Origin of the sequence: Paenibacillus sp. JJ-223, from assembly GCF_927798175.1 — a bacterium.
In the GTDB taxonomy this organism is placed as follows: domain Bacteria; phylum Bacillota; class Bacilli; order Paenibacillales; family Paenibacillaceae; genus Paenibacillus; species Paenibacillus hubeiensis.
Map to the genome: position 1 here is coordinate 30,712 of NZ_CAKMMP010000008.1, position 13,256 is coordinate 43,967.

The 13,256-nt window shown below is 54.2% G+C and carries 13 protein-coding genes; 1 reads left to right on the top strand and 12 read right to left on the bottom strand.

What is annotated here, in order from left to right; genetic code table 11:
• Positions 1–7 precede the first annotated feature (7 nt).
• Complete coding sequence (locus L6H98_RS15305) at positions 8–874, bottom strand: DegV family protein (protein WP_236416409.1); 867 nt, start codon at positions 872–874, stop codon at positions 8–10.
• A gap of 33 nt (positions 875–907) precedes the next feature.
• A complete protein-coding gene (locus L6H98_RS15310; RefSeq protein ID WP_236416410.1) occupies positions 908–2,713 on the bottom strand; it encodes a DAK2 domain-containing protein in 1,806 nt (601 codons plus the stop codon).
• 629 nt (positions 2,714–3,342) lie between these two features.
• On the opposite strand from L6H98_RS15310, the gene rpmB reads away from it, so the two are divergent.
• Entirely contained in the window at positions 3,343–3,531 is a 189-nt protein-coding gene (rpmB, locus tag L6H98_RS15315) for a 50S ribosomal protein L28 (protein WP_024631107.1), read from the top strand.
• Positions 3,532–3,712: 181 nt separating this feature from the next.
• Here rpmB and spoVM read toward each other — a convergent pair whose 3' ends face one another.
• The 10 genes from spoVM to def all read right to left on the bottom strand — a co-directional run bounded on the left by spoVM (position 3,713) and on the right by def (position 13,124).
• The gene (gene spoVM / locus L6H98_RS15320) at positions 3,713–3,793 is read right to left on the bottom strand and encodes a stage V sporulation protein SpoVM (protein WP_019424875.1); all 81 of its coding nucleotides are present in this window, start codon (positions 3,791–3,793) and stop codon (positions 3,713–3,715) included.
• Positions 3,794–3,968: 175 nt separating this feature from the next.
• Entirely contained in the window at positions 3,969–4,220 is a 252-nt protein-coding gene (locus tag L6H98_RS15325; RefSeq protein ID WP_236416411.1) for a hypothetical protein, read from the bottom strand.
• A gap of 3 nt (positions 4,221–4,223) precedes the next feature.
• The gene (gene rpe / locus L6H98_RS15330; RefSeq protein WP_236416412.1) at positions 4,224–4,883 is read right to left on the bottom strand and encodes a ribulose-phosphate 3-epimerase; all 660 of its coding nucleotides are present in this window, start codon (positions 4,881–4,883) and stop codon (positions 4,224–4,226) included.
• Position 4,884: 1 nt separating this feature from the next.
• Positions 4,885–5,802, bottom strand: a complete 918-nt coding sequence (gene rsgA, locus L6H98_RS15335; RefSeq protein ID WP_236416413.1) for a ribosome small subunit-dependent GTPase A — start codon at positions 5,800–5,802, stop codon at positions 4,885–4,887.
• A gap of 69 nt (positions 5,803–5,871) precedes the next feature.
• On the bottom strand, positions 5,872–8,127 hold the full coding sequence (gene pknB, locus L6H98_RS15340; protein WP_236416414.1) for a Stk1 family PASTA domain-containing Ser/Thr kinase: 2,256 nt from the start codon (positions 8,125–8,127) through the stop codon (positions 5,872–5,874).
• The gene (locus L6H98_RS15345; RefSeq protein WP_236416415.1) at positions 8,124–8,897 is read right to left on the bottom strand and encodes a Stp1/IreP family PP2C-type Ser/Thr phosphatase; all 774 of its coding nucleotides are present in this window, start codon (positions 8,895–8,897) and stop codon (positions 8,124–8,126) included. Before L6H98_RS15345 ends, pknB begins: the two co-directional genes overlap by 4 nt.
• Before the next feature lie 7 nt (positions 8,898–8,904).
• The gene (gene rlmN, locus L6H98_RS15350) at positions 8,905–9,945 is read right to left on the bottom strand and encodes a 23S rRNA (adenine(2503)-C(2))-methyltransferase RlmN (RefSeq protein WP_236416416.1); all 1,041 of its coding nucleotides are present in this window, start codon (positions 9,943–9,945) and stop codon (positions 8,905–8,907) included.
• 276 nt (positions 9,946–10,221) lie between these two features.
• Positions 10,222–11,673, bottom strand: a complete 1,452-nt coding sequence (gene rsmB / locus L6H98_RS15355; RefSeq protein ID WP_236416418.1) for a 16S rRNA (cytosine(967)-C(5))-methyltransferase RsmB — start codon at positions 11,671–11,673, stop codon at positions 10,222–10,224.
• A complete protein-coding gene (gene fmt, locus L6H98_RS15360) occupies positions 11,670–12,623 on the bottom strand; it encodes a methionyl-tRNA formyltransferase (protein WP_236416421.1) in 954 nt (317 codons plus the stop codon). Before fmt ends, rsmB begins: the two co-directional genes overlap by 4 nt.
• Before the next feature lie 12 nt (positions 12,624–12,635).
• Positions 12,636–13,124 (bottom strand): peptide deformylase, encoded by a 489-nt coding sequence (gene def, locus L6H98_RS15365; protein ID WP_236416423.1) that lies wholly within the window; start codon positions 13,122–13,124, stop codon positions 12,636–12,638.
• Between the last annotated feature and the right edge of the window lie 132 nt (positions 13,125–13,256).

Sequence of the window (13,256 nt, forward strand, 5' to 3'; positions counted from 1 at the left end):
TCATCCCTCATTCCGGAACAGGCCACATAAAGATGGCAATGACACCCGGACCAACATGGCTGCCAATGACGGCCCCGATATTGGTATAGACCACTTCATTCAGCGTAAAATGTTCCCGCAATTGCTCGGCGCAGGCTAGCGCAGCGTCAGGATCGGCCGTATGACCGACTGCCACGTTCACGCGCGCTCCCGCAAAATCCTGCTGAAACAGCTCAATGATGCGTGCCATCGCTTTTTTATGGCCTCTGACTTTCTCGACGGCATAAATGATGCCTTCGTCATCAATGGAAAGGATCGGTTTAATATTCAGCAATGCGCCGAATATGGCCGCAGCCTTGCCGATCCGCCCACCTTTTTGCAAATACTCCAGCGAGTCCACCAGGAAAAACAGCTTGCGGTCCCGCTGCAGCGCTTGAACGACGGTCTTGATATCCGCGGCAGACTTGCCCTGCTCTGCCAGCTCAGCCGCCTGCACGACAAGCAAACCGTATCCGTACGACGCGGACTTGGAATCCAGCACCGTAATCATGTCCGACTCATGTTCGAGCAGCGATTTGCCGAGCAAAGCCGACTGATACGTACCGCTCATACCGGATGACAAATGGATGGAGACGATGGGCCTTTCCGGATCTTCATCCAGCAATGACTGGTAGACATTCATGAATTCCGTCGGAGAAGGCTGGGACGTCGTAGGCAGGGCTGCGGCTTGCCCCAGCTTGGTGTAAAACTGCTTCGGGGTCAGATCCACCCCGTCCGCATAAGTCTCTTCCCCAAAAAGCACGCGCAATGAAACGACATGAATTCCGTATTTGCGAACCAGTTCCTCCGGGATGTCGGCGGTGCTGTCGGTGACGATGGCTACCTTGTGGCTCATGTGATTCCCTCCTCGTCGCAGTAGGGCCGAGTGTTATGCCTCTACCGAGAACAGATAATAGTACACGGGCTGTCCGCCGGGATGAACCTCAATCTCTGCATCAGGGTATCGTTCTTCCATCCACGCGACCAGATCGGCGGTAGTTTCCGGATTGGCTTCCTCCCCTTCCAGGATGGTAACCACTTCATCCCCGTGATCCATCATCTGCTGCATCAGACCTTCGCAAGCCTGAAGCAGGCTTTCGTCCGCAGCCACGATTTTGGAATTGTGGATCGCGATATAGTGCCCTGCCTTGATGTCCAGCTCATCATATTGGGTATCCCGGACAGCATGAGTTACCTGTCCTGATTGAACACGGCCGATCGCTTCAAGCATCTGCTCGCGGTTCGTCTCCGGAGATTCGTCCTCCTGGAACGCAAAGGCTGCTGCCATTCCCTGCGGAATCGTTTTGCTCGGAATGACCGTAATGCGGCGTTCGCCTTCCAACAATTCACGGGCCTGCTCAGCCGCAAGCACGATGTTCGAGTTGTTTGGCAAAATGAATACCTGTTCAGCCGCGATGGAACGCACTGCATTGACGAAGTCCTCCGTGCTCGGATTCATCGTCTGTCCGCCAGACAGCACGATGTCCACGCCAAGACTTTGAAAGATATCGGCAATGCCCTCTCCGGAGGAGACAGCAATAAATCCGTATGGGGCCATTTCGACTGCCGGAGGTTCAGCCGTTTCCGGGCTGCGTACCTCTTCCGGCGGGATCTCCGCAAACAACTCGGGCGAAGGAGCGATATCCATGCCTGCCGTCAGCAGCTCACGATGCTGTTCCCGCATGTTGAGGATGTGAATTTGCGTAATTTCGCCATAGCGAAGCGCTAGGTTAAGCACATCCCCTGGCGTTTTGGAATGCACATGGACCTTAATGACTTCGTCATCGGCAATTACGATAATGGAATCCCCATTGACTGACAACGCTTTCCGGAATGCCTCGTCATCGAAAGTGGTTCCGGCGTGATCTCCCAGCTGGCGATTAATGAAAAATTCCATATCGTACAGGAATTCGATATCTTCCGTATCCAGGCGAGCCTGAGCCGACAACGGCATTTCCGGAGCGATGACCTGCTGTGCCGCCGGCATGTGAACCGGTTCAACGGCTGGCACGGATTTGACCGGAGCCGCCGGGGCAGTCTGTGGTGCCTCGGGTTTGGAAACAAAGCCGCTGCCATCGGTTTGCCGCAGCGCTTCCATAAATCCCTCATAAATATATACAAGCCCCTGGCCACCAGAATCCACGACGCCGACCTGTTTAAGCACAGGCAGCAATTCGGGAGTTTTGGCCAACGCCTCTTTTGCTTTTAATAAGACTTCGTTCATCAATTCCGTTACGTCATTCGTCCGTCTAGCGTAGTACGTGGCATGCTTGGCTGCCTCTTTGGCTACGGTAAGAATGGTTCCTTCGACGGGTTTGACCACGGCTTTGTATGCCGTATCCACGCCGCTTTGGAGAGCTGCGGCAAACTGAAGCGTGTTCAGTTCATCCTGGGAAGCCGCTGCACGGCTGAAGCCGCGAAACAGCTGCGACAGAATAACGCCCGAATTGCCCCTTGCACCCATCAGCAGCCCTTTCGAAAGAATCCCGGCTGCTTCGCCGATGGAAGCCGAACTTTTGCGTTTGATTTCGGCAACGCCGGCGGTCATTGTCAAATTCATGTTCGTTCCCGTGTCGCCATCAGGCACAGGGAACACATTCAGGGAATTGACGTGCTCTGCATGCTGTCCAAGTTGTTCCGCTCCGGCAAGGACCATTGCGGTAAAATCTGTTCCATTTAAAGAACGTATACTCAAGTGAGAATTCCCCTTCCTAGCTTGATACACGAACATCTTGCACCAAGAAGTGTTCTGGTCTGTTCATGCGTGACGCTCGTCACGCCATTCTTCGTCCATACCTTGTCCGGCACAGGCATACAATTTCATGATGTCGTCCCGAATCACGGTCTGGGCGGCCAGGCCACCGAAAGCCCGTGAACTCGCATCCCCCATCTCGGGGCATACGGATATGCACCGGTATCGAGAGCCGGCATGAATGCCGCATGGAGACTGGTGCCAGTGATGGGTTCACGGTGCACAGCATTGCCAAACAGGAAGAACGTCGGCCCCAGGCCGATATTGCTCTGCTTTACGCGGCAATGACTCCTCACCGCTATATTATGGACTATTCAACATTGTACTATATTAGACATGAGAAATAAATAAAGTTTTTGGATCAGTTGACGAAGCTTTTTTCAATATGATATTATATTCGAGTATTGTTTTATGCAGGTTTAGTAATGGAAATGATCCGGCCATGCCGGCTTGAACAACGCCATTAGCTACTGGAGCCTGGTCTTTTCGATCAGGAAGAACAATTAGTCCATTCGGAATGACACGAGTCTTCCCCTTGGACAACTGGTTATTATGGATAGGAGGTGTAATCTATGTCTCGCAAATGTTATGTGACAGGTAAGAAACCGGGCACCGGTAACCACGTATCCCACGCTAACAACCGTAACCGTCGTTCTTGGGGCGTAAACGTTCAAAAAGTACGCATTCTCGTGAACGGTAAACCGAAACGTGTATACGTAAGCACCCGCGCACTGAAAGCCGGTAAAGTGACTCGCGTATAATTTCACGCATAGCACCCTTACATCGGATAGCAAAAAGCACCTTGTTCTCATGCAGGTGCTTTTTTCGTATGCCGAAATCGTTCCAAAACATGAAAACAGCCGCCGCACAGCGCTGCCGGGACTCTGTCCAAGCCCGAATCCTTTCACTGCTGCCCGCGGCGGTATTCGTCTGAAACATGCTTCAATTTTTCTGAAACGTATTAAGAATCGCCTTGACAAACCCTCCCAGAAACTTCGGCAGTTTGAATGTGTAAAATTTCATGCTTCACCCTCCCTATCATGCTCATGCATCCGCCCTATCCTATGCTTCATGCCTTGCTTGCCGCCCATTAACCTCTACGACAAAAAAGGCTACATGAGAAACCTGCTCACGTAACCATACTTATGCGAAAAGCGTTGTCCCTATTCCACCGTGACAAGCCCGAATAACGGACCGGTCATGCTTGGGGAGGAACATATTGATAAACGGCGATCATGAATACACTTAACAAATAATACAGAATGCTGAAAATGACGAAGGTAACCCGCAGCCCGGTCCGGTCGAATTTGCGAAAATACATGATGACCACGCCGACCCCGACCAAGGACATGATGGCATTGAACGGGGATTGCACGACCGCAAAAAGCGCGAGTACCAAACCGGTTGCAAGGCTTGCCCCCATCGTCCATAGCGTTTCCCTGAGGTTCATGCCTTACCCCTCGTAACTACGGCGGATATCCGCAATCGCAGCCGCGCGATCCTCACGGCCGAATACCGCGCTGCCGGCAACCAGCACGTCCGCTCCTGCCTTCACAACAAGCGGTGCCGTATCGGCCGCAATGCCGCCGTCCACTTCGATATGTACGTCTTGACGGCCTCGTTCATTCAGCCAGGTACGAATCTGTTTGATTTTGTTCAGGGTGCCCGAAATAAAGGCTTGTCCGCCAAAACCGGGATTCACGGTCATTACGAGAACCAAATCCACATCGTCAAGCACTTCCTGGATAGCCGTGGCTGGTGTCCCCGGATTAAGGGCCACGCCGGCTTTGATGCCGAATTCCTTGATCAAGTGAATGACCCGGTGTAGATGTACGCAAGCTTCGGCATGCACGGTAATGACTGCAGCTCCCGCTTTCGCAAACTCCTCGACGTAACGCTCGGGATTTTCAATCATCAGATGCACGTCCAGCGGCAGGCTGGTATGCGGAGCAATCGCCTTGACAATCGCTGGTCCCAGCGTAATGTTGGGAACGAAGTGACCGTCCATGACGTCGACATGAATCCAATCCCCTCCCGCTGCTTCGGCTGCGGCAACTTCTGCGCCAAGACTGGCAAAATCGGCTGACAATATGGATGGAGCTATTTTAATCATGTTAGTACCTCCGCTTCTTTTCTTTCATTTCGTTTAAAAACTGTTCATAGTGCCGATATCGGCTCTCTGCAATCAACCCGTCCTCTTTGGCTGCAATGACCCGGCAGCCCGGTTCATGGGTATGGGTACAGCCGCGGAATTTACATTCGTCCGCATACTGGGCGAATTCCCGGAAGCAGGTGGACAATTCCTCCACCCCGATTTCGAGAAAATCCAGCTGGCTGAACCCCGGCGTATCGGCGACAAAACCGCCATTATGGAGCGGAATCAATTCCACATGCCTCGTCGTATGCCTTCCCCGGCCAAGCCGCATGCTGATTTCACTCGTTTCCAACGAAAGGCCCGGGACCAGCGCATTCAGCATGGATGATTTGCCCACGCCCGACTGACCCGAAAACACGCTGATTCGACCTGCCAGCCGCTCTTTGAGCAGTTCGCTGCCCTCTCCTGTTCGGGAACTGGTCGAAATGACCTCATAACCGATCTGTCCATACATGGCCTTCACATCGGCAACCGTGTCCCGGCCATCGGCCTCGGGATCGGCCAAATCCTGCTTGGTCAGCACAATCAGGGCATCCAGCCCCGCTTGTTCGATATGAACGAGAAACTTGTCCAGCAAGTTCAGATTCATATCCGGCTCCTTGACGGAAAACAGCAGTACCGCCAAATTGACGTTGGCTACAGGCGGACGAATCAGCTCCGTCTCACGGGCATGGATCCGATCCACGGTTCCTTCGCCGTTTTCGGTCAGCACGTAATCCACGCGATCGCCCACGAGCGGGGAGATTCCCTTTTTCTTGAACACGCCCCTGGCTCTGCATTGAACGGCGGAGCCTTCAACCGAAGGCACCCCTCCGTCTTCCAGTGGCATGACATAGTAATAACCGCTTAGCGCTTTGACAATGATACCCTCCGGCATTAGCTCCGTCGCCCTCCTTTTCGTTCTGCGCGATATGGCATAGACCCCAAACGCCAGCATAAGCCGTCCTTACGGACGGCCTGATGCGTTAATAACTTCCTTTTTCTTGCCTTTCTCCTTGTTACCATGGCTATTGATCGCCGACGTGTCGGAGGCTTCTCCTTCTACGTCTCCTTCTTCTTCACCATCTACCGGCGTGGACGGCTCTTCGGTTCCTTCATTCGCCGCTCCGCTGCCGTCGTCTATGCCTCCGCTTCCGTCTTCGGCACCGCCTCCGCCTCCACTTTCGCCACCCGTTTCAGGTTCCTGCTTTTCAGGCGGCGGTGTAACGGTCTCCGGTTCGATCGAAGGCACGTTTACCGTTCCGTTTTTGGCTTCCCCGTAAGATACGAGATACGTATCCAGGAACTTGCCGTCGCGGTAAACGGAGACAGCCCCATTTTCATTCGGAGCCAGCACTAGCGGTACGCTGAGCGTCTGGGTGGAGTTAATGGATTGCGTTCCCCACTCTTGGCTCTTGCCGCGGGCATCCTCAAACGTAATCCGGATTTTGCTGGTTTTGCCTTCTTCTTTTGGTGCGACCATAATGTTGAAATTGTATCTTAAGGCTTCAGGCGGGTATCCCGTGCTGACATAGATCGTAATTTTGTCGCCGGGACTTACTTCCCCGCCAGCTTCCACAGGCCACTGCTGGGTTACCTTGCCGGAGTCAACCGTATAACTCGGCTCTTCCTTCACCTGGGCGAGCGTTAGTCCGGCGTTTTTCAACATCTCCTCCGCTTCGCTGCGGGTTTTGTTTTTCAGATCCGGCATTTTGACCGTTTCTACACCTTGGCTTACGGTTAGAACAATTTCACCGGCCTCGAGGTCGAAATCCTCGTTTACGCCAGGCGTCTGCGAAATGACGTTGCCTGACGACACCTCGGTTGAATATGCGTTATCCCGCTTGATCTGGCTTTCCTTGATGCCCAGCTCGCTGGTCAATCTTTTGACGGCCTCGTCGTACGGAATGTTCTTCACGTCGATCATTTTGACGGATTCCTTCTCCGCCCCGACGCTCAGCTGAATCTCGGTGCCTTCCTTGACGATTTCCCCCTCATTACGGCTCTGGGCATAAACCATCCCCGGGTCAACGCCTTCTTGATACATCCGGATCACTTCATCGCTTACGACTAACCCTTTATCCTGCAGCGTTTGGCGCGCAGCTTCCTCCGTCTGGTTAACGACATTCGGAACGGTCACTTCCGGAACCACCAGCATGCCTTTGACATAAATGACAACACCGACCATTGCGGCCAGAATAAGAACAGTAAGCGAGATGAGCAATGTCGGCTTTTTCCAGCCTTTGGACTTGCTTTTATGTTGTCCGGCCTCTTCCTTTGGTTCCATCGTAGGCATTGCGCCCGTCGTGGTCACGCCTCTCGGTTCAGGCTTAATGGCAGGCATAACGCGGGTCTGGTCCGCATCGTCCTCATCGGCAAAATCGATTTTGGTTTCGTTCCGCCGCTCGGGAAGAAGACAGGTTTCCAGGTCCTCTTGCATTTCCCTGGCGGACTGATAACGCTCATGCGGATTTTTGCGCATCGATTTCAGAATGATGTTTTCCACGCTTTGCGGGATCAACGGATTGAATTTGCGCGGTTCATCAAACTCTTCCTGAAGATGCTTCAGGGCAACGCTGATCGGACTTTCGCCCAGGAACGGAAGCTGGCCAGTCAGCATTTGATACAGCACGATGCCAAGCGAATACAAGTCCGACTTCTCTCCGGTAACGATGCCTTTGGCATGCTCCGGCGAAAAATAATGGACCGAACCGACCACCGAACCGGTCTGTGTGATCGTTGTGGACGTCACAGCCCGTGCGATGCCGAAATCGGTGACCTTTACCCGGCCGTTTCTGCCGATCAAAATGTTGTGCGGCTTAATGTCTCGATGAATGATTTGGTTATGATGCGCATGGTCCAAAGCGTCCGCAATCTGGGAAGCGATGCGCACCGCCTCGTCGACCTGCAGGGGCGCCCGTTCTTTGATGATTTCGTTCAGGTTTTTGCCTTCCACATACTCCATGACGATGTAGTGGACGTCATCCTCTTGGCCGACATCGTAAATGCTGACCACGTTCGGGTGCGAAAGCGATGCCGCCGATTGCGCCTCCCTGCGGAAACGGCGGATGAATTCTTCGTCATGAACAAACTGCTGGCGAAGCACCTTGATCGCCACGAACCGATTCAGCAGAAGATCCTGAGCTTTATATACGAGAGCCATGCCGCCGCCGCCGACACGTTCGATGATTTCATAGCGTCCGCCTAGCTGGTGCCCGATCATGATTCGCACCCCGTTTCCGTTGCTGCGGAATCCTTCTGCATTTCAAACAAGGCCACGGTGATATTGTCGTCTCCCCCGGCAAGAAGGGCCAGCTGCAGCAAACGATCGGCACGCTCTTCCAGCGGCAGCTCCAGATTGCCCGCAACCCGAATGATCTGCTCATTGCTGACCAAGTTGCTGAGTCCGTCGCTGCACAGCAGCAAGACCTCCCCTTCTTCCAGCTTGACGTTATCCATGTCGACCTTCACTTCGGCATCCGTGCCGAGGGCCCGGGTCAACACGTTGCGTCTGGGATGATGCGTAACGTCCTCTTTGCTGATCTGACCGTTTTTGAACAGCTCGTTGACGAGGGTATGGTCCTCGGTCAGCTGGATCATTTGTTGGCCGGAAATTTTGTAAGCCCGGCTGTCGCCGATATGTCCAATGACGCCTTCGGCATCGTTCAACAAGGCAGCAACGACCGTTGTGCCCATATTATGGTATTTGTCATTAGCGGAGGCCGTACTGTAAATAACCTCATTGGCATGGAGGATCGCATCGCTAAGCGCAGCGGACAAGGACGCATGGGACAGCCCCGGTTCCAGCGATCTCAGGTCGCCCACCAGTGTTTCCACCGCAAGGCGGCTTGCCGTGTCGCCAGCAAGATGCCCGCCCATGCCATCGGCAACAATGCCCAATATATAGCCCGTTTCCAGGTCGCGAATCCAGGCAGAGTCTTCATTGACGGAACGCACGCGTCCGATATGGCTTGCATGAACTGTTTTGATCAAAACGCTCTCACCCCAACTCCATATGCTTTGCACGAAGCTGACCGCAAGCGGCAGCAATATCATGTCCCTGTTCGCGGCGAATGGTTACGTTAATGCCCTGCTCCGAAAGAATGCGTTGAAAATTGAAAATGTCCTTGCGGGACGTTCTCACGTATTTACGCTCAGGCACATGGTTGACCGGAATCAAATTGACGTGGCACAGCATCGTTTTCAGCACGCTCGCCAGTTCCATTGCATGCTCCGGTTGATCGTTCATGCCGCCGATCAGCGCATATTCAAACGTGATTCTGCGGCCGGTTTTGGCCAGGTAATAACGAAGCGATTCCATCACGTCATCAAATGGAAAACGACGGTTTACCGGCATCAGTTTGGAACGGAGCGCATCGTTCGGCGCATGGATGGAGATCGCCAGGTTGATCTGGGTATCCTCGTCCGCAAAACGATAAATATTCGGCACGATGCCGCTCGTGGATACGGTGATATGCCGCTGACCGATATTCAGCCCTTTTTCGTGGATCATAATGCGCAGGAACGTCATCGTTGCATCATAGTTTTCGAACGGCTCGCCCGAACCCATGATGACGATGCTGCTGACCCGTTCACCGCGTTCGTCCAAAATTTTCTGGGCCTGCACAACCTGAGCGACGATTTCGCCTGCAGTCAGGTTCCGTTTCAATCCCCCCAGCGTGGATGCGCAGAACGTGCAACCGATTCGGCAGCCCACCTGCGTTGTGACGCAGATGCTGTTGCCGTAGTTATGTTTCATGATCACCGTCTCGATGGCATGGTTGTCATGAAGGCCGAAGAGGAATTTTACCGTGCCGTCCTTGGACTCGAATTTGGTAATTTCGTTCAGCGTAACGAACTCGAATTGATCGGCCAGTTTGGCGCGCAGCGCCTTGGACAGATTCGTCATTTCGCTGAAGTCGTTCACCCGCTTCACGTAGATCCAGTCGAAAATCTGACCGCCGCGGAAGGCTGGCTCCCCGTTGTCCACAGCCCATTGCTGCAGTTCTTCAAGGGTGTAATCGTATATAAAAGGTTTCATTTTGTTGTCAACACCTATTCCTTCTTTATCTTTTCATTCTTTCTATTCTATCACAAAGACCGCCATACATCCATGTATACCCTGGCAACCCGCGATTCATGCATGATCACATCCGACTTGTACTATCGCATCCTATCATTAAGGGAGGTTCAGGGCAAGTCCGTTGGTTAGAAAAATAGAGCAAAAGCCGTTGAACCGCGACATATGGACGGTGTTGACGCAAAAAATCCGCCATAGTCTCCTAAGGCGGACATCATTGCTGGCACGATCGGAGGTTCAGTCCGCGATACGTCTCAACCTGGCGATGAAAAAGCCGTCGCTGTGCGCATCTTGCGGCAATATCTGAACACCGCCGCGAAGGGTATTCCACTTCGTCGCCTCGGCTCCGGACCAATCGGCGTTCTCGGCACGGTACTCGGGATGCCGGTTCAGGAAGTTTGCTACCATGCGCTCGTTCTCGTCCGGCTCAATGGTGCACGTGCTGTAAACCAGAATGCCGCCCGGTTTAAGCAGCGGGGCAATCCGGTCAAGCAGCTCGCTCTGCAAGGCCGCGATATCGGCGATATCGGCGGGAGATTTGGTCCATTTGACATCCGGCTTGCGACGGATCACGCCCAGGCCAGAGCAAGGTGCATCCAGCAAAATTCGGTCAAAGGACCCGGCCGGATACCTTTCGTCCAAGTCAAGTGCATTGCCGGTGATCGCATCGATGCATCCCAGTCCCAAACGTTCCGCCTGTTCCATGATCAAACGGCGTTTATGCGCATGCAGATCATTGGCTACGATCCGGCCGCGATCTTTCATCTTTTCGGCCATATGAGCGGTTTTGCCGCCCGGTGCCGCGCAGCAGTCCAGCACGACATGGCCTTCTTCCGGCGAGACGGCTTCGGCCACCAGCATGGAACTTTCGTCCTGCACGGACAACAGGCCGTCCCGATACCAGGACGTTAGCGCCATATTTCCGCCGCTGCGAACCAGGATGCCATCCGGGCTAAGCTTGGAAGCTTCCACTTCGACTCCCGCGCTTTCCATTTCCTGCATCAGCTTGTCCCGCGTCGTCATCGTTGTATTCACGCGCACGCTGACGGCCGGAGGTTCATTGTTGGCCTTGCAGATCGCTTCTGCCGTTTCCTCGCCATACTGGCTGATCCAGCGTTCGACCATCCATTGCGGGTGGGAATGCTGCAGCGCGATCCGTTCGGCGGCCGGCAAATGGTCGGGAATGCGCAGTTCGTCGCGCTGGCGCAGCATGCTGCGCAGCACGCCGTTTACCATGCCCGAGATGCCTTGGTGCCCCATTTTTTTCGCCAAATTGACCGCTTCGCTCACAACGGCATGCTCCGGAATGCGATCCAGATACATGATCTGATATACGCTGATCCGAAGCAGGCTGCGCACCCAAGGCTGCAGCTTGGCCAGTCCTTTGGCAACGAATTTTTCCAAGAAATAATCAAGCGTATTCCGCCGCGCAATCGTTCCGTAGACCAACTCGGTCGCAAGTCCCGCATCGGCCGCGCCAAGCCCGGCTTCGTTCAGCCGGCGGTTAAGCTCAAGGTTGCTGTACGCTCCCTCCTGCTCCACTGCGCTAAGCACACTGACGGCAAGAGAACGCGCGGTAACCTTGGCTTTCCCCGACCGCCGATCGGCCTGGGCTCCCCGGCCAGCCGGAGCAGGACGCCGCGGGTCGCGCGAACCGCCCGGCTGCCGCCCCGATGTATTGCCGCTCATCGCAGCACCGTTCCCGGCTTCAGCGTGCCTCCGCGGGCAAAGTCAGCCGCCTTCATCGCCTTTTTGCCTGCCGGCTGGACTTCGGTCAGCCAGATCGAACCGTCGCCGGTGCGGACCTCGATGCCGTTTGCATTCGCTTGCAGCACCGTTCCAGGCTCGGCTTGTTCGCTGCCGGAAACCGAAACTTTGCCCGGCTCGCCCGGTTTGGCCACCGCCCACACTTTGAACACCTGCTCGTCCCAGAGGGAAAATGCGCCCGAAAAAGGCACCAAACCGCGCACCTGATTGAACAGTTCGCGCGACGTGCGCGACCAGTCGATTTTTTCGTCCTCGCGCGTCAGATTGCGCGCGTATGTCGACTGTGCCTCGTCCTGCGGCACAGCCTTCGTTTCGCCTGCGATCAGACGCGGCATTTCTTCGCGCAGCAGTTCCGATCCGGCCTTGCTCAGCTTGGCAAACATCGTTCCGGACGTGTCTTCATCCGTAATCGGCACTTCCACGCGGGAAATCATGTCACCGGTATCCAAACCTTCGGCCATGTACATCAACGTAACTCCGGTTACGGACTCGCCATTGATAATGGAGCGTTGGATCGGCGCACCGCCGCGGTATTTCGGCAAAAGGGAGCCGTGTACGTTCACGCAGCCGCGAACAGGCATGTCCAATACCGCTTTGGGCAAAATCTGCCCAAACGCTGCCGTCACGATCAAATCCGGCTTCCATTCGGCCAAGCGGGCCACGGACTCCGGATCGCGCAATTTTACCGGCTGGAATACGGGCAGCCCGTGACGCTCGGCTGCCACCTTCACCGGAGTGGGCGTCAATACCTTTTTCCGCCCCTGCGGTTTGTCGGGCTGCGTCACCACACCCACGACGTTATATCCCTCGTTCAGCAGCATTTCCAACGAAGGAACGGCGAACTCGGGCGTACCCATAAATACAATGTTCAAATCGATCACTCCTTAGTTGCGTCGAGGTCCGTTCTGATCCGCCGAAATTTCGTACACCTTTTCGGCAATATCGGTGAAGAGCACGCCATCCAAGTGATCAATCTCGTGCTGGAATGCGCGGGCCAGCAAGCCGCTGCCCGTAATGATCAACTCGTTGCCTTCGCGGTCCAGGCCTTTAACTGTCACCGTTTCGCTGCGGCGAACGTCACCATTAATGCCAGGAATGCTCAAACATCCTTCCGGTCCGAACTGCTCGCCTTCTTTTGCGACGATTTCCGGGTTGATCATCTTGATCAATCCGTGCTCGTCCCCGGCATCGATGACGATGAGGCGTTTCAAAATTCCTACCTGCGGCGCCGCAAGTCCGACGCCTTCGGCGTCATACATCGTATCAGCCATATCGTCCAGCAATTTTTGCACATTTGGCGTAATTTTTGTGACTTCTTTGGCTCTTTTGCGGAGCACCTCATCCGGTTCTTTCACGATAATACGAATCGACATGTTGTAAGCACCTTCCCAATGGTTATCATAATTTCAGGATATCAAACTGTTGTTATCTAATTTATGTTTGGACCGCTTGTCTCCGTCCGCTTTTTTTGTCATTGCGGGCCATTCCCGCAAGCGAATTTCTTC